The following is a 19,859-nucleotide window of genomic DNA, read 5'->3' on the forward strand; positions in this document are numbered from 1 at the left end:
CCGCAAACCGCCCTCGCACGGAAAGCTGCGGTCTCGAGGTTCGCATCAGATGAACCCGGGAGGATATGACATGGGAAGACACCGCCTGCTCGGCGGCGCGGCCGCGGCTGCGCTCCTGTTCGCGCCCGGCGCCGTTTGGGCGCAGGACGCCAATGCGGCCCTCGAGGCGCGCATCGCCCAGCTCGAGGCCGAGCTGAACAGCCTGAAATCCGAGGTCGCCGCCGCGCGCACGCAACAGTCGGCGCAAGCCCAGGACATCATCCGTCTGGAGACCCGCCCGGCCGCCCCGCCGGCCCCGACGCCCGTCTCGACAAGCCCTCGCGAAGAGGGCTTCCGCATCGGCGACCACACCGTGAAGTTCGGCGGCTTCGTCAAGGTCGACGCCATGGCGTCCCGCTATTCCGGGGGCGATCCGGCCAACGGCGACCTGCTGCGTGACTACCACCTGCCCGGCTCCATCCCGGTCGGGGGCGCCGAGGAAGACACGGCGATGGATTTCAACGCCCGTCAGACCCGCTTCTGGCTGACCACCGACGGTCTGGTCGGCGGCCGCAAGGTCGGCACCCGGCTGGAGATGGACTTCCAAAGCCTGCCCGGAACCGGCGATCAACGCATCACCAGCGCCTCGACCCCCGCCCTGCGCCGCGCCTTCGTCACCATCGACAACTGGCTGATCGGTCAGGAGTGGACCAACTTCCAGAACACCGCCGTCCTGCCGGAATCAGCCGACTTCGTCGGCGCCGCCGAGGGCACGGTCTTCGCCCGGCAGGTTCAGGTCCGTTACACGCGCGGTCCCTTCTCCATAGCGGTCGAGAACCCCGAGACCACCGTCACCCCCTTCGGCGGCGGCGCGCGGATCATCGCCGACGACAACAGCCTGCCCGACCTGACGGCCCGCTATGCCCTCAGCCGCCCCTGGGGCGACATCCAGTTCGCGGGCCTGCTGCGCCAACTGAAGTATGAAAACCCGGCCAGCGCCGTCGACGACACGGCCACCGGCTGGGGCCTGTCGGCTTCGGCCAAGGTCAAGGTCGGCGCCCAGGACGACCTGCGCTTCATGCTGTCGGGCGGCGAGGGCGTGGGCCGCTATCTGGGGCTCAACTTCTCCAACGACGCGGTGCTGGACGCCTCGGGCCAGTTGGACGCCATCGGCGTGGTCGCCGGCTTCGCCGCCTATCGCCACGTCTGGACGCCCGGCTGGCGCTCCAGCCTGATCTGGTCGGCGCAGAAGGTGGACAACGACGTCCTGCTGACCGGCACGGGCGCCAACCGCTCGGCCCAGAGCCTGCACGCCAACCTCATCTGGTCGCCCGTATCAGCGTTTGATGTCGGGGCCGAACTGATGTTCGCTGACCGCAAGCTGGAGTCGGGACTGGACGGCGACATGACCCGTCTGATCCTGTTCGCCAAATACGGCTTCTAAGAAGAACAAGAACGAGACTGGAGGAAACGCGTGTCCACTGATCCGGAAATCTATCCCGTCCCCGCCGACCTGGCCGCCCGCGCCCACATGGACCGCGCCGCCTATGACACGGCCCGGATCGCGGCGCGCGAGACCCCGGACGCCTATTGGGGCGAACAGGCCAAACGCCTCGACTGGATGACCTTCCCGTCGAAGATCAAGGACGTGTCGTTCAACAAGGAAGACTTCCGCATCCGCTGGTTCGAGGACGGCGTGCTGAACGTCTCGGCCAACTGCATCGACCGCCACCTGCCCCATCGCGAAAACGATACGGCCATCATCTGGGAAGGCGACGAGCCGAGCGACAGCGAACACGTCACCTACGGCCAGCTGCACGAACGCGTCTGCCGCATGGCCAATGTGCTCAAGGCCAACGGCGTCCAGAAGGGCGACCGCGTCACCATCTATCTGCCCATGATCACCGAGGCCGCCTACGCCATGCTGGCCTGCGCGCGGATCGGCGCGGTCCACTCGGTCATCTTCGGCGGCTTCTCGCCCGACAGCATCGCCGGGCGCATCGAGGACTGCGGCTCGACCTTCGTCATCACCGCCGACGAGGGCTGCCGTGGCGGCAAGAAGGTCCCGCTGAAGGCCAATGTCGACAAGGCGCTGGAAAAGGTCTCGGGCGTCGACGGCGTCCTGCTGATCCGCCACACCGGCGCGGACGTCGGCTTCGTCGAGGGCCGCGACCGGGACTATGCGACCGAGGCCGCCAAGGTCACGGCCCACTGCCATCCCGAGCCGATGCAGGCCGAGGATCCCCTGTTCATCCTCTACACCTCGGGCTCGACCGGAAAGCCCAAGGGGGTGCTGCACACCACCGGCGGCTATCTGTTCTGGGCCAGCTACACCCACGAGCTGGTGTTCGACTATCGTCCCGGCGAGGTCTTCTGGTGCACCGCCGACGTGGGCTGGGTGACCGGTCACTCCTATGGCGTCTATGGGCCCCTGGCCAATGGCGCCACGACCCTGCTGTTCGAGGGCGTGCCCAACTATCCGACCGTCAGCCGTTTCTGGGAGGTCATCGACAAGCACAAGGTCGAGATCTTCTACACCGCCCCCACCGCACTGCGCTCGCTGATGCGCGAAGGTGACGCCCCGGTGAAGGCGACCAGCCGCAAGAGCTTGCGCCTGCTGGGTTCGGTCGGCGAGCCGATCAATCCCGAGGCCTGGCGCTGGTATCATGAGGTGGTCGGCGAGGGCCGCCTGCCCATCGTCGACACCTGGTGGCAGACCGAGACCGGCGGGGTGCTGGTCTCGCCCCTGCCCGGCGCGACGGACCTCAAGCCCGGCTCGGCCACCAAGCCCCTGCCCGGCGTCGAGCTGCAGATCGTCGACGCCGAAGGCGGCGTTCTGGACGGCGCGACCGAGGGCAATCTATGCATCACCGACAGCTGGCCGGGCCAGATGCGCACCGTCTATGGCGATCACCAGCGCTTCTTCGACACCTATTTCTCGACCTATCCGGGCAAGTATTTCACCGGCGACGGCTGCCGCCGCGACGCCGACGGCTACTACTGGATCACCGGCCGGGTCGATGACGTCATCAACGTCTCGGGCCATCGCATGGGCACGGCCGAGGTCGAGAGCGCCCTGGTCCTGCACGACGACGTGGCCGAGGCCGCCGTGGTCGGCTTCCCCCACGACATCAAGGGTCAGGGCATCTACGCCTATGTCACCCTGAACAAGGGGGTCGAGGCGACCGACGCCCTGCGCAAGGCCCTGGTCGCCCAGGTCCGCGAGGAGATCGGCCCCATCGCCGCCCCCGACGTGATCCAGTGGGCGCCCGGCCTGCCCAAGACCCGCTCGGGCAAGATCATGCGGCGGATCCTGCGCAAGATCGCCGAGAACGAGATCGGCGCCCTGGGCGACACCTCGACCCTGGCCGACCCTTCGGTCGTCGACGACCTGGTGAAGAACCGGGCCGCCTGATGACCTCCCCCGCTCTCCCCGGAGCAAGCGGCCGGCGTTCCTGAAAGGGGGCGTCGGCCGTTTCGTCATTTGAGCCTGGGCCAAGGCGGCGCTAGACAGCCCCCGACAGCGAACAGGAGCAGACCATGAGCGGAACCGTCCTCATCACCGGCGCCACTTCGGGCATCGGACAGGCGGCGGCGCGCCGCTTCGCCTCGGCGGGCTGGAAAATCATCGCCACCGGCCGACGCGCCGAGCGTCTGGACGAACTGGTCGCCGAACTGGGCGCGGACGTGGTCCATCCCCTCGTCTTCGACATCCGCGACGAAGCCGCTATCGATGCGGCTCTGGACGCCCTGCCCGCGGGCTTTGGCGACATCGACGTCCTGATCAACAACGCCGGGCTGGCGCTGGGCACGGCCGCCGCCCAGGAGGCCGATCTGGATCAATGGCGTCAGATGATCGACACCAACATCACCGGTCTGGTGACCATCACGCGCCGCCTGCTGCCGCGCCTGATCGCGCGCAAGGGCGCCATCCTGAACATCAGTTCGGTGGCCGCGTCCTATCCCTACAAGGGCGGCAACGCCTATGGCGGCACCAAGGCCTTCGTGCGCCAGTTCTCGCTGGGTCTGCGCTCCGACCTGCACGGCACCGGGGTGCGCGTCACCTCCATCGAGCCGGGCATGACCGAGACCGAGTTCACCCTGGTCCGCACCAGCGGCGACCAGGCCGCGTCCGACGCCCTCTACGGCGGCGCCCAGCCCATGACCGGCGAAGACATCGCCGAGACCCTGTTCTGGGTCGCCACCTTGCCGCCGCACCTGAACATCAATGCGCTGGAGCTGATGCCTGTCAGCCAGTCCTTCGCGGGGTTCCAGGTGGCGCGGGGCTGACAGCTCCGATCCTCCCCTGCGGAGCGGGGGAGGATCACGCACAGCTTCGCCGCTTCCGGGATGACCGCGAGAAGCCTAGAATAGCCCCATGGCCTCGCCCGCGACCGAAACCGAACTGAAGTTCCGGCTCGGGCCGGGCGCGGTCGTGCGCCTATCAGGACACCCGGCGCTGCAAGGGCCGCAGACCAGCCAGTCCCTGCGCTCGGTCTATTTCGACACCCCCGACGGCGTGCTGCGCGCGGCGGGGTGCGGTCTGCGGGTGCGGACCACGCCGGACGGCTTCGTCCAGACCCTCAAGCGCCAGACCGCGCCCGGCCAGACCGCCCGCGACGAGTGGGAAGCCCCCGTCGCCTCCGAGGCGCTGGACCGCGCCGCGCTCAAGGCCACGCCCGCCCACAGGCTGCTGAAGGGACGCCGCCGCGACCTGTCCCCCCGCTTCGCCACCACGGTCGTGCGCCGCATCCGCATGGTCGACTGGGAGGGCGCCCGCATCGAGGTCGCCTTCGACGCGGGCGAACTGACGGCGGACGACAAACGCGAGCCCATCTACGAACTGGAGCTGGAGCTGAAAGCGGGCGAACCCTCCGCCCTGTTCAGCCTGGCCCGACGGCTGGCCCAAGATCTCTCCATCGTCCCCGTGTTCGAGAGCAAGGCCGAGCGCGGCTGGCGGCTGGCCGACGAGATCAGCCGCTGCCCGCGCCGCGCCGTCGCCACCCCGCTGTCGCCCGATGCGACAACAGCCGTCGCCTTCCGCCGCATCGCCATGGTCTGTCTGGCCCAGGCCTCGGCCAACGCCGAGCTGCTGCACGTCGTGCGCCGCCCCGAGGCCGTGCATCAGATGCGGGTCGGCCTGCGCCGCCTGCGCGCCGCCGTCGGCGTCTTCAAGCCCCTGCTGGCCGAGCCCGAGCGCGAGCGCATAGAGACGGAGTTGAAGTGGCTGGCGCGCGAGGCCGACGCCGCCCGCGACCTCGACGTCTTTATCCGCGACGTCTTCCACCCCACAGCGCTGGAGGCCCCCTCTCCTGACCTTGCGCCGCTGGGGCGCCACCTGCTGACCGCTCGGGGTCAGGCCTATGACCGCGTGTTGGCGGCCATCGCCTCGCCGCGCTACGCCCTGCTGATGCTGGAGACGACCGCCTGGATCGAGACGACGGCCCTGCCCGACGCCCCCATCACCCCCTTCGCCGCCGAGGCCCTCAGCCACCTGCACCGTCAGGTCGAAAAACGCGCCCGCGACCTGACCGATCTGGACGCCGAGGCCCGCCACCACCTGCGCATCCGCGCCAAGCGTCTGCGCTACGCCGCCGAGTTCTTCGCCGACCTGTTCCCCGCGCGTCGTCGCCGCGCCCGCTATCTGAAGGCGCTGGAACGGCTGCAGGACCGGCTGGGCGCCCTCAATGATCTGGCCGTGGCGCGCGACCGCATCCCCGGCGAGGCCGCTCTAGACGACGCAAGCGTGGCCTTCGCCGCCGGACGCGTCATCGGTCGGCGTGAACGCGACGAGGCCGCGCTTCTGGCCGCCGCGCTCAAGGCTGGCGGGGGTTTTCACGACGCCAAGCCCTTCTGGACCCAGCGTCGATCACGTCAGAAACGGTCGTAGATCGCATTTTGTTCTCACCCCGCAAATGAGAACATCTTGTGAACCAGAACAAACCATGCACATAGTCCGTCTCACAGAGGGAGCGGGTCCTGGCGGGTCTCTCCCAAAGCCCAGAATGGAATCATGGCAAGGGAGAGAAAACCAATGGCACAGGCGGCATTGAAGCTCGTGGGTAAAGAAGACGGCGAAAAGCAACGCGCTCTTGAGGCGGCGATCGCGCAGATCGATCGCGCCTTCGGCAAGGGCTCGGTGATGAAGCTCGGCAAGGCCGGGCAGGTGAACGAAATCGAGAGCGTCTCGACCGGTTCGCTGGGACTGGACATGGCCCTGGGCATCGGCGGCCTGCCGGTCGGGCGGGTGATCGAGGTGTTCGGCCCGGAATCCTCGGGCAAGACCACCCTGGCCCTGCACACCGTGGCCGAGGTCCAGAAGAAGGGCGGCGTGGCCGCCTTCGTCGACGCCGAACACGCGCTGGACCCCGTCTACGCCCAGAAGCTGGGCGTGAACCTCGACGACCTGCTGGTGTCGCAGCCCGACGCCGGCGAACAGGCGCTGGAAATCGTCGACACCCTGGTGCGCTCGGGCGCCGTGGACATCGTGGTGGTCGACTCGGTCGCCGCCCTGACCCCGCGCGCTGAAATCGAGGGCGAGATGGGCGACAGCCTGCCCGGCCTTCAGGCCCGTCTGATGAGCCAAGCCCTGCGCAAGCTGACGGCCTCGATCTCCAAGTCCAAGTGCATCGTCCTCTTCATCAACCAGATCCGTCACAAGATCGGCGTCATGTACGGCTCGCCGGAGACGACGACGGGCGGCAATGCGCTGAAATTCTACGCCTCGGTCCGCCTCGACATCCGCCGCACCGGCGCGATCAAGAACCGCGACGAGGTCGTCGGCAACACCACCCGCGTCAAGGTGGTCAAGAACAAGGTCGCCCCGCCGTTCCGCGAGGTCATCTTCGACATCATGTACGGCGAAGGCATCTCCAAGATCGGCGAGATCATCGACCTGGGGGTCAAGGCCAACATCATCGAGAAGTCGGGCTCCTGGTTCTCCTACGACTCGACCCGCATCGGTCAGGGCCGCGAGAACGCCAAGGAGTTCCTCAAGAACAACCCCGACATGGCCCTCGCCATCGAGAAGGCCGTGCGCCAGTCCACGGCCAAGATCGCCGACGACATGCTGGGCGCGCCCGAGCCTGACGAAGGTCAAGATCTGGAGGGCTGATCCCCCTCCGACACAGCTTCCGTCCGTCGTCCCCGCGACCCGCCTACCGACCCCGCGGGGTCGGTCGGACGGAGCCGGCCCGCCCGAGTTCCTCGGGCGGGCCGCTTTTTTGTCGCCTCCCCTCTCCCGCTCATCCCCGCGGAGGCGGGGACCCAGTGAGAGCGCCGGGCTGGTTGCTTGTTCGTGGACCGAGCCGCCTTGAAGCCAAAGCACTGGGTCCCCGCCTCCGCGGGGATGAGCGGACGTTGAAATGAACCGCCTCTTTTCTCGGTCCGTCCCGCCGGGCAATCTGTCGACCTCAAGACCCCGGAGCCTGCCATGACCCCCGCCACCGCCGACCTCTGCGACGCCCATCCCGATGTGGTGAAGGTCTGCCAGTTTCCGTTCCGCAGCTTCGGTCAGACGACGGCCTTTCACGGCCCGATCCGCACCCTCAGCGTGCTGGACGACAACGCCCTGGTCCGTCAGGCGCTGGAGCGGCCCGGTCAGGGCGCGGTGCTGGTGGTCAACGGCGGCGGTTCTCTGAAACGCGCCCTCGTCGGCGACAACCTGGCGACCCTGGCCATCGACAACGGCTGGGCCGGGATCGTCGTCCACGGCGCCATCCGCGACAGCGGCGTCATCAACACCATGCCGGTCGGCGTGAAGGCCGTCGGGACCATCCCCCTGCGCGCCGACCGCGACGCCATCGGCGAGATCGACATCCCCACCGCCTTCGGCGGCGTCATCTTCACCCCCGGCGACTGGCTCTACGCCGACGCCGACGGCGTCATCGTCGCCCCGCGTCGCCTGCACGATTAGCGGCCGCCGGGCGGGAAAAGCGCGCGTCGGCGCACGCGATCACGCGCCAGTGATGCGCTCGGCGCAAAATCCCTATATGACGCCCGTTCCGATATTCTCCCCGCGCGCCCGAATTCCTTAGAGCGATACGCCATGACCAGCCTGAAACAGATCCGCTCCACCTTCCTCGACTACTTCGCGGCCGACGGCCACGAGAAGGTGCAGTCGGCTCCGCTGGTGCCACAGAACGACCCGACCCTGCTGTTCGTCAATGCGGGCATGGTGCCGTTCAAGGACTACTTCACCGGCGGCGCGACCCCGCCCTACAAGCGCGCAACCAGCTCGCAGAAATGCGTGCGCGCCGGCGGCAAGCACAACGACCTGGACAACGTCGGCTACACCGCGCGTCACCACACCTTCTTTGAAATGCTGGGCAACTTCTCGTTCGGCGACTACTTCAAGGACCACGCCATCGAGAGCGCCTGGACCCTGCTGACCAGGGAGTTCGGCCTGGACCCTGCGCGCCTGCTGGTCACCGTCTATCACACCGACGACGAAGCCTTCGACATCTGGAAGAAGGTCACCGGTTTCGCGGACGAGAAGATCATCCGCATCCCGACCAACGACAACTTCTGGGCCATGGGCGACAGCGGTCCGTGCGGCCCCTGCACCGAGATCTTCTACGACCACGGCGACCACATCTTCGGCGGTCCTCCCGGTTCGCCGGACGAGGACGGCGACCGCTTCGTGGAGATCTGGAACAACGTCTTCATGCAGTACGAGAAGGAGAACGACGAGATCGTTCGCAACCTTCCCAAGCCCAGCGTCGACACCGGCATGGGTCTGGAGCGCATCGCCGCCGTCCTGCAAGGCGTCCACTCCAACTATGAAGTCGACCTGTTCAAGAGCCTGATCAACGCCTCGGAAGAGCTGACCTCGACCAAGGCCGAGGGCGAGCGCGCGCCGTCGCACCGCGTCATCGCCGACCATCTGCGCTCGACCGCCTTCCTGATCGCCGACGGCGTGACCCCGTCGAACGAAGGCCGGGGCTATGTCCTGCGCCGCATCATGCGCCGCGCCATGCGTCACGCCCACCTGCTGGGCGCCGCCGACCCGCTGATGCACCGTCTGGTGCCGACCCTGGTCGAGGAGATGGGCGAGGCCTATCCCGAGCTGGGCCGCGCCCAGGCCTTCATCGAAGACACGCTGAAGCAGGAAGAGATCCGCTTCCGCACCACGCTCGGCCGCGGCATGAACCTGTTCGATCAGGCCACGACCGGTTTCAAGGCCGGCGACATGCTGGACGGCCAGACCGCCTTCACCCTCTACGACACCTACGGCTTCCCCCTGGACCTGACGCAGGACGAGGCCCGCCGTCGCGGCTTCAGCGTCAACGTCGACGGCTTCGAGGCCGCCATGGCCGAGCAGCGCGACCGCTCGCGCGAGCACTGGAAGGGCTCGGGCCAGACGGCCTCGGCCGGCGCCTGGCTGGCCCTGCGCGACCAGCACGGCGGCACCGAGTTCACCGGCTATGAGTCCGAGACCAGCGAAGGCAAGGTCCTGGCCATCGTCAAGGACGGCGCCGAGGCGGCGTCCGCCGCGACCGGCGACACGGTCGAGGTCCTGCTGGACAAGACCCCCTTCTACGGCGAAGGCGGCGGCCAGGCGGGCGACAAGGGCGCCTTCGTCTGGAGCGGCGGCCAAGGCCGCGTCCTGGACACCAAGAAGCACGGCGGCGACCTGCACGTTCACACGCTGGAAGTGACGCAAGGGTCGCTGGCGACCGGCGCGGTCGTGACCGCCACGGTCGAGGAAGGCTCGCGCCCGACGACCCGCGCCAACCACTCGGCCGCCCACCTCTTCCACGCCGCCGTCAAGAACGTCCTGGGCGCCCACGTCGCCCAGAAGGGCCAGATGGTCGACGCCGAGCGCATGCGCTTCGACTTCAGCCACAACGCCCCGATGACGGACGAGGAGATCGCCCGCGTCGAGGACGAGGTGAACGCCGTCATCCGCCAGAACGTCCCGGTTACGACCGAGCTGATGACGCCCGACGCCGCCATCGCGGCCGGCGCCGTGGCCCTGTTCGGCGAGAAGTACGGCGACGAGGTCCGCGTCCTGACCATCGGCCATGCCCTGAGCGGCCCCGGCGCCTATTCGGTGGAACTGTGCGGCGGCACCCACGTCTTCCGCACCGGCGACATCGCCCTGTTCAAGATCGTCTCGGAAGGCGGCGTGGCCGCCGGCGTGCGCCGCGTCGAGGCCCTGACCGGGGATGCGGCCCGCCGCTTCCTGCTGGATCAGGCCAATGTCGCCCGTTCGCTGGCCCAGGGCTTCAAGATCCAGACCGCCGAGGTTCCGGCCCGCGTCGAGGGCCTGCAGGCCTCGGTCAAGACGCTGGAGAAGCAGGTCGCCGACCTGAAGAAGCAGCTTGCGCTGGGCGGCGGCGCGGGCGCCAATGCGGCCCCGGAAGAAATCAACGGCGTCAAGCTGATCGCCCGCGTTCTGGACGGCGTGGACGGCAAGGGCCTGCGCGGCGTGGCCGAAGACTTCAAGAAGCAGCTCGGCTCGGGCGTCGTCGCCCTGGTCGGCGTGGTCGACGGCAAGGCGGCCATCACCGTCGCCGCCACGCCTGACATGGCCGGCAAGGTGAACGCCGCTGATCTAGCCCGCGACGCCGTCATCGCCATGGGCGGCAAGGGCGCCGGCGGCAAGCCCGACTTCGCCCAGGGCGGCGCCCCGGACGGTTCGAAAGCCGAAGCCGGTCTGGACGCGATCCGGGCGGCGCTGAAGGGTTAAGCCCTCTCAGGACTGAAACAGGAAAGGGCGGCGCATCGAATGCACCGCCCTTTTTCTTTGGCCGGGATCAAAGCCCTCCCCCTCGAGGGGGGAGGGTTGGGTGGGGGTGAAGGCAGGTCGCTTGAAGGCTGGCGCGTGAGACGTCGCGCCTCTCGCGCCGCATCCTCAACGCGCGGCGTGCACACCCCCATCCCCGACCCTTCCCCCCTCGAGGGGGAAGGGAGCAGAGAATGCGTTACTCCGCCTTGCTCAGATCAATCCCCGCCAGCTTCCAGCCGAACAGGTTGCGGCGCTTCATCAGCAGGGAGACCTGCTCGTCCGGCTGGTCGTCGCGGGTCAGGGTGACGGCGAAGGTGTCGAGGTCGCGATAGCTCCACGACTGGCGCACCTTCTTGCTCTCGGGCTGGCTCTCGTGCTTCGGGCCGACCTCCGGCTCGACCTTGGCCAGATCCGGCTTGGGCGCCTGCCCCTCCTGCACCATGGCCGAGATAGCCTGTGGCGTGACGAAGGCGTCCACCGCGCCGCTGACCAGCGCCGGAGCCAGCATCATGCCCAGACCCGACAGGCCGCTGTCCTTCAGCCGGCTGTCCTTGCGCATCTCGCTGACCATGCGCTCGCTCAGCTCGTCCTTCAGGCTGGCGCGAAAGGCGGGAAAGTCGACCTGGCGCTCCAGCGCCTGTTCGTCACCGGTCTTGGCCGCCTGCACCAGGGATCGCGCCGCCAGCAGCGGCGATGCGGCATAGGCCAGGACGAAGGCCGCCACGGCGGCGCCTCCCAGTCGAATGATCAGCTTGCGGTTCATCGGCCCTCCCCTGCCTTACAAACGCGACGGGTCAGCGACATCTGCGATACAAACTCGAAACCCCCAGCGACATTAAGGACATGGTTCGAAAGGGGGCTCAAGGGCGTCGTTAACACCCGGTGTCATTCGTCCTCGCCGTCATCCTCGGGCTTGACCCGAGGATGACGGCTGTGGGGAGGGCTGCAGACAACAAAAAGGCCCGCCGGGTCGGCGGGCCTTGATGTTCACGACTACGCGCTCAAGCAGCGTGAGCGCGTTGCTGGCCTTAGCCGATGTTCGGCAGAGCCTTGCGCAGGTTTTCCGAGACCTTGTCCAGGAAGCCCTCGGTGGTCAGCCACGACTGCTGGTCGCCGACTAGCAGGGCCAGGTCCTTGGTCATGAAGCCCGACTCGACGGTTTCGACCACGACGCGTTCCAGCGTCTCGGCGAACTCGAGCAGGGCGCCGTTGTCGTCCAACTTGGCGCGGTGCTTGAAGCCGGCCGACCAGGCGAAGATCGAGGCGATCGAGTTGGTCGAGGTGGCCTCGCCCTTCTGATGCTGGCGATAGTGACGGGTCACGGTGCCGTGGGCGGCTTCCGTTTCCATGACCTTGCCGTCCGGCGTCATCAGCACCGAGGTCATCAGGCCCAGCGAGCCGAAGCCTTGAGCCACGATGTCCGACTGCACGTCGCCGTCATAGTTCTTGCACGCCCAGACGAAACCACCCGACCACTTGATGGCGGCGGCCACCATGTCGTCGATCAGACGGTGTTCGTAGGTCAGGCCGCGCGCCTTGAACTCTTCGGCATAGTGCTCGTCGAAGACTTCCTGGAACAGGTCCTTGAAGCGGCCGTCATAGGCTTTCAGGATGGTGTTCTTGGTCGACAGATAGACCGGATAGTTACGAGCCAGGCCGTAGCTGAACGAGGCGTGGGCGAAGTCGCGGATCGACAAGTCGAGGTTGTACATGCCCATGGCCACGCCGGCCGACGGGGACTTGAACACCTCGTGCTCGATCACCTGGCCGTCGTCGCCGACGAACTTGATCGACAGGGTGCCGGCGCCCGGCATCAGGAAGTCGGTGGCCTTGTACTGGTCGCCAAAGGCGTGACGGCCGACGACGATCGGCTGGGTCCATCCCGGAACCAGACGCGGCACGTTCTTGCAGATGATCGGCTCGCGGAAGACGACGCCGCCCAGGATGTTGCGGATGGTGCCGTTCGGCGACTTCCACATCTTCTTCAGGCCGAATTCCTTCACCCGGGCTTCATCCGGGGTAATGGTGGCGCACTTGACGCCGACGCCGTGCTTCTGGATCGCGTGGGCCGCGTCGATCGTCACCTGGTCGTCGGTGGCGTCGCGGTGCTCCATGCCGAGGTCGTAGTAGTCGAGCTCCAGGTCCAGGTAGGGGAAGACCAGCTTGTCCTTGATCATCTGCCAGATGATCCGGGTCATTTCGTCGCCGTCGATGTCCACGATGGGGTTGGCGACCTTGATCTTGGCCATGCTCTGCCTCTGTCTCTTAATCAGGGAAGGAATATCGTGCGGGCGGTATAGCGAGACGCGGGCGCGGGCGCAAAGGCTGAGCGGCGCGATCGGCGCTCCTGCGCAAAATGCCCCCACATGACTTGAACCAGCGGCCAGCTTGACCGTTCATGGGGCCCGCCCCTGATCTTTCCCCTCTCGCTGATGAGACGCCCGACATGACGCTTCGCAGCCTGTTGCTGACCGCTTCCGCCGCCCTGACCCTGCCTCTGGCGCTGGGGGCCTGCGGCAAGAAGGAGGGCGACGCCTCGCCCGCCGCGGCCCCCGCCGCCTCCGACGTCGCGGTCGAGACGGCGGCGACGTCGCCGTCCGCCGGGACGACCGCCAATCCGCCCAGCGTGACGCGCGAGTTCCGCGACTGGACCGCCACCTGCGACAACACCAATCACTGCGTGGCCTTTGGTTCGGCGCATGAAAACATGGGCTTCGTCCTGGTTTCCCTGGCTCCCGGCGCCGAGGCACGGCCCGTCGTCCACATGGGCGGCTGGGGTCTGGAGGACGGCGAAGGCGACGTCTACGCCGAGATCGACGGCCGCCGCTATGCGGGCCAGAACACCAAGATGGACGAGGAAGGCGACGTCATCGCCTTCAGGACGCCCTCGGCCCAGTTGCTGCACGATCTGGGCAACGGCTCCTTCATGGCCCTGCGACGCGGGGATGAACAGATGAAGGTCAGCCTGGGCGGGGCGGCCGCCGCCTTCCTGTGGATCGACGAGCGTCAGGGGCGGCTGAACACCCCCACCGCCCTGATCCGGCGCGGCGACCGGCCCGCCGCCGAAGTGCCCGCCGCCCCGCCTGCCCCGCGCGTGACCGTGGCCGCCGCCGTCGCCCAGAACGGTCTGGTTCAGGACGACCTGTCCCCGGCGCTTCTGGCCCACCCCAAGGTCAAGGAATGCCTGGCCGAAACCCGCAGGGGCGAACGGTTCGAGCCGAGCGTCGAGGTCTCGCGTCTGGCGGCGGACAAGCTGCTGTGGAGCGTGCCGTGCGGCGAAGGGGCCTATAATTTCAGCCAGACCTATTTCATCACTCCGGCCGACGGGACCGCGCCCCGGCCGGTCGCCTTTCCCACGGCGGCGGGCAGTGAAGAGACCCTGGTCAACAGCCGCTATGACCCTAAGACCCGCACCCTCTTCGCCTTCGGCAAGGGGCGCGGTCTCGGCGACTGCGGCCGCATGGGCGTCTGGGCCTGGACCGGCGAACGCTTCGCCCTGCTGGACGAGAAGGTCATGCCCAGTTGCACGGCTGTTCCCCAGGACCTGTGGCCGACCACCTGGCGCGCGGCGACCTGACCGCCATCCAGCGCCGGACATGAAAACGGCCCGGACGCGCGAACGTCCGGGCCGTCTTTCGTTTCAACCCTGATCGGCGCCTCAGGCTCGCATCTGGGCTTCCAGCACCGCCAGCGGCAGGGAGCCGTTCATCAGCACCTTGTCGTGGAAGGCGCGCAGGTCGAAGCCGGGCCGGGCCTCGGCCTCCTTGCGCAGGCGGGCGATGACGGTGTGGCCGACCTTGTAGGCGCAGGCCTGGCCCGGCCAGACGGTGTAGCGGTTGATCTCGCTGTTCGAGGCGTCCAGCGGCTTGGCGCCCGAGGCCGCCATGTATTCGACCGCCTGTTCGCGGCTCCAGCGTTCCGAGTGGATGCCGGTGTCGACCACCAGACGCACGGCCCGGAACAGATAGGACATCAGGAAGCCGACCCGGCCCAGCGGATTGTCCGCATAGGCGTTCAGGTCGTTGGCGGCGACAGCCTCGGCGTAGAGGGCCCAGCCTTCGTTGTAGGCCGAGAAGCCGCCCGCGCGGCGCCACTGCGGCAGCTCGCCCGACTCACGCTGCAGGGCGACCTGCAGGTGGTGGCCCGGCGAGGCCTCGTGATAGGTCAGGGTCGGCAGGGCGAACTTCGGCCAGTTCCCGCTGTCGCGCAGGTTGATGTAGTAGGCGCCCGGACGCGAGCCATCCAGCGGCGGCCCCTGGTAATAGCCGCCCGGCGCGCCCGACTGGATCGACACCGGCACGCGGCGGATCTCGACGTGGGTCTTGGGCAGGCGACCGAAGACGGAGGGCAGCTTGGGCTCCAGTTCGGCGACCAGATGGTTCAGCCAGACCAGCAGCTCCGCCTTGCCCTCGTCGGTGTTGGCGAACAACTGGGCCGGGTCCTTGTTCAGGGCCTGGACGCGTTCGCCGACCGTCCCTTGCGTATAGCCCTGCGACTTCAGGATGGCGTCGATCTCGGCGCTGATCTCGGCGACCTGCTCCTTGCCCATCCTGTGGATTTCGGCGGCGCTGAGGGTGGTGGTCGTGTTGGACTTCAGGCCGTTGGCGTAGAAGGCCTCGCCGTCCGGCAAACGCCAGACCCCGGCGTCGTGCGTCGCCTGCGGGCGGATGGCCTCCAGGGCCGCGACCTGACGGGCCAGGGCGGGCTTGATCTGCTGATCGACGATGGCGGCGGCGCGGGCGTCATAGCCGGTCAGGTTGAGCGCGGCTGTCTTGCGCACCAGCGACTTGATCATGGCCAGGTCGGCGGCGTTCGTATCACGCAGGGTGCGGACCTGGGGCAGCATGCGGTCGATGATGAAGTCAGGCGGGATGACGCCCAGGCCGGCGTCCTCGCGGACCTTTTCGGTTTCGCCGTCCAGCACCCCGGCGAAGGCCGACAGGCGCGACAGGAAGGCGTCGGCGCCCGCCGCATCCTCGATGCGGTGCTGGTTGTCCATGAAGTCCGGCGTCTCGAAATAGGCGCCCGACAGCTGGGTCACGACATAGGGCGACGGACGGCCCGGTCCCGCGCCATAGGCGAAGCGCGAGGTCTCGGCCGAGGTCTCGCGACCAAAGGCGGCGATGGCGTAGTTCAGGGCGCCGGCTTCGCTGAGGCCCGTCTGGTCGAAGGCGCGCAGCGCAGCCCAGCGGTTGATGGCCTTGTCGCGGTCCTTGCGGATGGCGTCGGGACCCGCCTCGCTCAGCTTGGACGACAGACCGGCGCGGGCGCCCTTGTCCAGGCCCAGGTTGGTGGCGCGCTCGGGCGACTCGTCGATGTCGGCCTCGAACCAGCCGTCGAGCAGGCCGTTCAGGCGCGCATCGGCATCACCGGACGCCGCATGGGCCAGAGAGGGCGCGACGGCGGCGGTGGCGGCGGCGGTCAACAACAGGCGGCGGCGGTCGATCATGGCGGTACTCCCCGACGAGGACAGCGCGACGCCGCGCGCCCCCTCTTTCACTCAGACGATCATCAGGCCGGCGCGCCCGTGGTTCAAAGGGCCTAGGCAGGCGTCCAGGCGTTCATGGTCCGCTCCAGCACCGTCAGCGGCACGCCGCCCAGGTTCAGGCCGGTGTCATGGAAGCCCTTGATGTCGAAGCGGCTGCCCAGACGTCGCTTGGCGTCCTCGCGCAGCTTGACCCAGGTGGTGTGGCCGACCTTGTAGCTGGAGGCCTGGCCCGGCCAGACGCAGTAGCGCTCGACCTCGGTGGCGATGCTGGATTCCTGGTCGCCCAGGGTGTCGACCATGTAGCGGATGCCCTGCTCGCGGCTCCAGCGCTTGTGGTGCAGACCCGAGTCGACGACCAGACGCGCGGCGCGGAACATCAGCGACTGCAGATAGCCGATCTGGCCGAAGGGATCGTTCTCATAGGCGCCGATCTCGTCCGCCAGTTGCTCGGCGTACAGGCCCCAGCCCTCGGAATAGGCCGAGAAGCCCATGACCTTCATCAGCAACGGGGTGTCCGGCTTCTCCTGCTGCAGGGCGATCTGGAAGTGATGGCCCGGCACCGCCTCGTGATAGGTCAGGGTCGGCAGGGTCCACTTGGGCCATTCCGCCGTGTCACGCAGGTTGATGTAGTAGGCGCCCGGACGCGAGCCATCCAGAGCCGGCGGCTGGTAATATCCGCCCGGCGCACCGGCCTCGATGGCCTTGGGCACGCGCTTGATGTCGCACGGCGACTTGGGCAGGCGGCCGAAATAGTCGGGCATGCGCGCCTGCATGGCCACCATCTGGGCGTTCAGTTCCTTGATCAGCTCGTCCTTGGCCTCGTCCGTGTTCGGATAGACGAAGCGCGGGTCCTTGCCGAGGGCGGCCACGCGTTCGCCGACCGTGCCTTGCGTCATGCCCTGCGCCTTCAGCAGGGCGTCGGTGCGGGCCGAGATCTCGGCCACCTGCTCGAGCCCCATCTGGTGCACCTCGTCCGGCGTCATCGAGGAGGTGGTGAAGTACTTCAGGCCGAAGCGGTAATAGTCCTCGCCCTTGGGCAGGCGCCAGACGCCGCCGTCGTGGATCGCGCCGGGACGCACCGTCTTCAGGGCGTCAGCCTGACGCTGGATGGCCGGATAGACTTCGCCGGCCAGGATGGCCTGGGCGCGTGCGGCCCAGTCGCCGGAGATGTTCTTCTCGGCGGTGCGGCGCGCCAGCGACTGGCTCATGACCGAGTCGGCAGGGGCCGTGCCGGTGATGGCGGCCATCTGGGTCAGGGTGCGGTCGATGACGAAGTCGGGCGGCACGGCGCCGGCGGCGAAATCGGCCAGCATCCGCTCGCGCTCGGCGTCCAGCCCCTTGGCGAAGTCCGACAGGCGCGACAGATAGGCGTCGGCGTCGTCCGCCGCCTCGATGCGATGCTGGCTGTCCAGGAAGTCGGGGATCTGCTGATAGGACCCGCCCAGCTGGCTGACCGTGTAGGGCGACGGGAACATGCCGCCGCCGTAAGGGAAGCCGTACCCCTCCATCACCGTGTCGCCGAAAAACTCCAGCGAGTCGTAATAGGTCTGCTCGGTCGGCGTCAGCTGGGCCTTTTCGATGGCCTTCACGGCCTTCATGCCGTCGATGAACTTGGCCTTGTCGGCGTCGATCTTGGCCTGCGAGCGGTCGCTCAGCTTGAAACGCGCCTGGGCCATCGGCCCGCGGTCCATGCCCAGGGCCGTCAGGGTCTCGGGATCGGACAGGACCATCTCCTGGGCGATCTTGTCGAGCAGGGCCAGGAACTGGGCCGAGGCGGGACCCGCAGCCGGAGCGGCGGCGGTCTGCGCGAATGCGCGGGCGGCGCCCGAGGTCGCGAACGCGCCTCCCAGGGCGGCGGTCATCAACAGGCGGCGACGGTCCATCATCGGGGCTTCCTCCCAAAAGCGATGGGAGGGGACACTATCGAAGCGGCGCCGCCCCGCAAGGCGCCATGATCACGGCGCGGATGAAGTTTCCTCCATCCTTCGCCCGTTGGCGGGTTCAGCCAGGCTGGACGTGGGCCTTGAGGCAGTCGCGCACGGCCTTCTTCAGGTCGCCCGGCGCATTGGGCTCATCCACGCCCTCGGCGGCCAGAACCGCCTTCATCGCCGCGTCCAGCCCCTTGGGCAGGGCCGCGATCACCTTCTTCTGACCCTTTTCATGCAGGCAGAAGCCGACCTCGCTGCACAGGGCGGCGAACATCTCGTCGAAGTCCACGTGGGCGAAGTCGGGGGCGGCGTCAGTCATGAAGTCTCAGGCTTTCAGGCGGGTCGCATGGAAGGCCACGTGGTCGTCCACGAAGCTGGCCATGAAGAAGTAGGAATGATCATAGCCCGCCTGCATCCGAAGGGTAAGCCGCTGTCCCGCCGCCTTGGCCGCCGCGACCAGAAGCTCGGGCTTCAACTGATCGACCAGGAAGCTGTCGGCCTCGCCCTGATCCACCAGGATGTCGTCGAAACGCCCCGCCGCCGCGCCGCCTTCGATCAGCAGAGCCGCATCGTGTTTCGCCCATTCGGCGCGATCTTCGCCCAGATAGGCGGAAAACGCCTTCTCGCCCCAGGGACAGTGCGTCGGCGACGAGATCGGGGCGAAGGCCGAAACCGACTTGAACAGGTCGGGGTGGCGCAGGGCCAGGGTCAGCGCCCCGTGCCCGCCCATGGAATGGCCGAAGATCGAACGCGTCTTCGTGGTCGGAAACTCCGCGTCGATCAGAGCAATCAACTCGTCCGTGACATAGGTCTCCATACGGAAGTGCGGCGCCCACGGCGCTTGCGTTGCGTCGACATAGAAGCCCGCGCCCTGGCCCAGATCATAGGCGGCGTCGTCGGCGACACTCTCGCCGCGCGGGCTGGTGTCCGGCGCCACGATGATGACGCCGTGTTCGGCGGCGGCCTTGTAGGCCCCGGCCTTGGTGGTGAAATTGTCCTCGGTGCAGGTCAGGCCCGACAGCCAGATCAGGACCGGGAACGGCCCCTCGCCGGCCGGGACAAAGACCGACAGGGTCATGGGCGTTCCCGTCGCGGCGCTGTCGTGCTTCAGATAACGCAGGGTTCCGCCGTGAACGACGTGGGTCTTGACCGTTTCCATCAACTCAAACTCCGATCAGTCAGGCCAGACGCGGGCCATGAAGGCGTCGTCCAGTCGGCCGCCGTCCTTCGGGAAATAGCTGTACCAGTCGCGCGGGATGGGCGGGCTGGCCCCGACAGGCGGCGCGCCGCCGCCCCAGGCCTCGAAGCCGACGCCGACCAGGACCGGCCCCTCGCGCACGGCGGGCGCGGGCACGGCCTCGACCGCCTTGACCACCGCCGCGACCGTCTCGGGGCTAGGGGCCGGGTCGCCGGTGACGACCCAGGCTTTCGCCCGCCCGCCCGGCTTGACCATCAGCAACACCATGCCCGAGGCGCCGGGCTGGACCGGGGCGGCGCGGAACGCCCCCTCGGCCGCTGTCGTCGCGGCGTTGACATAGGGCGTCAGGGCCGAAATCTCGACCCGCGCCTTCATGACCGGATCCGGCAGATAGAGGACCACGTCCTTGCCCACCCAGGCCTCGGCCGGCGCTTCGGCCACAGGGGATCCGTCGACGCCCCGGTCGCAGGCCGCCAATCCCAGCGAGAGGCTGAACGCCGCCAGCCCCGCCGTCATCGCCGCTTTCGCCCTCAT

General features: G+C 68.1%; 15 protein-coding genes. 8 read left to right on the forward strand and 7 right to left on the reverse strand.

Going from position 1 to position 19,859, the window contains the following annotated elements; genetic code table 11:
* Nucleotides 1-70: 70 nt before the first annotated feature.
* The 7 genes from RTY13_RS02300 (at nt 71) to alaS (ending at nt 10,672) form a co-directional block, all read left to right on the forward strand.
* Nucleotides 71-1,423 carry a DcaP family trimeric outer membrane transporter gene (locus RTY13_RS02300; RefSeq protein WP_312780814.1) on the forward strand — a complete coding sequence of 451 codons (1,353 nt, stop codon included), beginning with the start codon at nt 71-73 and terminating at the stop codon, nt 1,421-1,423.
* Nucleotides 1,424-1,453: 30 nt separating this feature from the next.
* The gene (acs, locus tag RTY13_RS02305) at nt 1,454-3,394 is read left to right on the forward strand and encodes an acetate--CoA ligase (RefSeq protein ID WP_312780815.1); all 1,941 of its coding nucleotides are present in this window, start codon (nt 1,454-1,456) and stop codon (nt 3,392-3,394) included.
* Between the two features lie 125 nt (nt 3,395-3,519).
* A complete protein-coding gene (locus RTY13_RS02310) occupies nt 3,520-4,269 on the forward strand; it encodes an SDR family NAD(P)-dependent oxidoreductase (RefSeq protein ID WP_312780817.1) in 750 nt (249 codons plus the stop codon).
* An 88-nt stretch (nt 4,270-4,357) separates the two neighbouring features.
* Nucleotides 4,358-5,869 carry a CHAD domain-containing protein gene (locus RTY13_RS02315; protein ID WP_312780819.1) on the forward strand — a complete coding sequence of 504 codons (1,512 nt, stop codon included), beginning with the start codon at nt 4,358-4,360 and terminating at the stop codon, nt 5,867-5,869.
* Nucleotides 5,870-6,013: 144 nt separating this feature from the next.
* Complete coding sequence (gene recA, locus RTY13_RS02320; RefSeq protein WP_312065489.1) at nt 6,014-7,093, forward strand: recombinase RecA; 1,080 nt, start codon at nt 6,014-6,016, stop codon at nt 7,091-7,093.
* A gap of 318 nt (nt 7,094-7,411) precedes the next feature.
* Nucleotides 7,412-7,894 carry a ribonuclease E activity regulator RraA gene (rraA, locus tag RTY13_RS02325; RefSeq protein WP_312780821.1) on the forward strand — a complete coding sequence of 161 codons (483 nt, stop codon included), beginning with the start codon at nt 7,412-7,414 and terminating at the stop codon, nt 7,892-7,894.
* 132 nt (nt 7,895-8,026) lie between these two features.
* The gene (gene alaS / locus RTY13_RS02330; protein ID WP_312780823.1) at nt 8,027-10,672 is read left to right on the forward strand and encodes an alanine--tRNA ligase; all 2,646 of its coding nucleotides are present in this window, start codon (nt 8,027-8,029) and stop codon (nt 10,670-10,672) included.
* A gap of 235 nt (nt 10,673-10,907) precedes the next feature.
* Here alaS and RTY13_RS02335 read toward each other — a convergent pair whose 3' ends face one another.
* Together RTY13_RS02335 and RTY13_RS02340 are read right to left on the reverse strand one after the other, a co-directional pair.
* Complete coding sequence (locus RTY13_RS02335) at nt 10,908-11,474, reverse strand: DUF2939 domain-containing protein (RefSeq protein ID WP_312780825.1); 567 nt, start codon at nt 11,472-11,474, stop codon at nt 10,908-10,910.
* A gap of 265 nt (nt 11,475-11,739) precedes the next feature.
* Entirely contained in the window at nt 11,740-12,960 is a 1,221-nt protein-coding gene (locus RTY13_RS02340; protein WP_312780827.1) for an NADP-dependent isocitrate dehydrogenase, read from the reverse strand.
* Between the two features lie 197 nt (nt 12,961-13,157).
* Between RTY13_RS02340 and RTY13_RS02345 the strand changes: the two genes are divergently transcribed.
* Nucleotides 13,158-14,288, forward strand: a complete 1,131-nt coding sequence (locus RTY13_RS02345) for a DUF1176 domain-containing protein (RefSeq protein WP_312780829.1) — start codon at nt 13,158-13,160, stop codon at nt 14,286-14,288.
* A gap of 81 nt (nt 14,289-14,369) precedes the next feature.
* On the opposite strand, the gene RTY13_RS02350 is transcribed toward RTY13_RS02345, so the two are convergent.
* The 5 genes from RTY13_RS02350 to RTY13_RS02370 form a co-directional block, all read right to left on the reverse strand.
* Complete coding sequence (locus RTY13_RS02350; RefSeq protein WP_312780832.1) at nt 14,370-16,160, reverse strand: DUF885 family protein; 1,791 nt, start codon at nt 16,158-16,160, stop codon at nt 14,370-14,372.
* Nucleotides 16,161-16,252: 92 nt separating this feature from the next.
* Nucleotides 16,253-18,085: a DUF885 domain-containing protein gene (locus RTY13_RS02355; protein ID WP_312780834.1), complete on the reverse strand. Its 1,833-nt coding sequence runs from the start codon at nt 18,083-18,085 to the stop codon at nt 16,253-16,255.
* A 115-nt stretch (nt 18,086-18,200) separates the two neighbouring features.
* Nucleotides 18,201-18,446: a hypothetical protein gene (locus RTY13_RS02360; RefSeq protein WP_292083576.1), complete on the reverse strand. Its 246-nt coding sequence runs from the start codon at nt 18,444-18,446 to the stop codon at nt 18,201-18,203.
* 6 nt (nt 18,447-18,452) lie between these two features.
* Entirely contained in the window at nt 18,453-19,286 is an 834-nt protein-coding gene (gene fghA, locus RTY13_RS02365) for an S-formylglutathione hydrolase (protein WP_312780836.1), read from the reverse strand.
* A gap of 15 nt (nt 19,287-19,301) precedes the next feature.
* On the reverse strand, nt 19,302-19,859 hold the full coding sequence (locus tag RTY13_RS02370; RefSeq protein ID WP_312780838.1) for a hypothetical protein: 558 nt from the start codon (nt 19,857-19,859) through the stop codon (nt 19,302-19,304).

Origin of the sequence: Brevundimonas sp., assembly GCF_032055285.1 — a bacterium.
Lineage (GTDB): Bacteria > Pseudomonadota > Alphaproteobacteria > Caulobacterales > Caulobacteraceae > Brevundimonas.

Coding starts and splice junctions, on each gene's coding strand:
- RTY13_RS02300 (WP_312780814.1), top strand. CDS start 71: ATGGGAAGACACCGCCTGCTCGGCGGCGCGGCCGCGGCTGCGCTCCTG.
- RTY13_RS02310 (WP_312780817.1), top strand. CDS start 3,520: ATGAGCGGAACCGTCCTCATCACCGGCGCCACTTCGGGCATCGGACAG.
- RTY13_RS02315 (WP_312780819.1), top strand. CDS start 4,358: ATGGCCTCGCCCGCGACCGAAACCGAACTGAAGTTCCGGCTCGGGCCG.
- recA (WP_312065489.1), top strand. CDS start 6,014: ATGGCACAGGCGGCATTGAAGCTCGTGGGTAAAGAAGACGGCGAAAAG.
- rraA (WP_312780821.1), top strand. CDS start 7,412: ATGACCCCCGCCACCGCCGACCTCTGCGACGCCCATCCCGATGTGGTG.
- alaS (WP_312780823.1), top strand. CDS start 8,027: ATGACCAGCCTGAAACAGATCCGCTCCACCTTCCTCGACTACTTCGCG.
- RTY13_RS02335 (WP_312780825.1), bottom strand. CDS start 11,474: ATGAACCGCAAGCTGATCATTCGACTGGGAGGCGCCGCCGTGGCGGCC.
- RTY13_RS02340 (WP_312780827.1), bottom strand. CDS start 12,960: ATGGCCAAGATCAAGGTCGCCAACCCCATCGTGGACATCGACGGCGAC.
- RTY13_RS02345 (WP_312780829.1), top strand. CDS start 13,158: ATGACGCTTCGCAGCCTGTTGCTGACCGCTTCCGCCGCCCTGACCCTG.
- RTY13_RS02350 (WP_312780832.1), bottom strand. CDS start 16,160: ATGATCGACCGCCGCCGCCTGTTGTTGACCGCCGCCGCCACCGCCGCC.
- RTY13_RS02355 (WP_312780834.1), bottom strand. CDS start 18,085: ATGATGGACCGTCGCCGCCTGTTGATGACCGCCGCCCTGGGAGGCGCG.
- RTY13_RS02360 (WP_292083576.1), bottom strand. CDS start 18,446: ATGACTGACGCCGCCCCCGACTTCGCCCACGTGGACTTCGACGAGATG.
- fghA (WP_312780836.1), bottom strand. CDS start 19,286: ATGGAAACGGTCAAGACCCACGTCGTTCACGGCGGAACCCTGCGTTAT.
- RTY13_RS02370 (WP_312780838.1), bottom strand. CDS start 19,859: ATGAGGGCGAAAGCGGCGATGACGGCGGGGCTGGCGGCGTTCAGCCTC.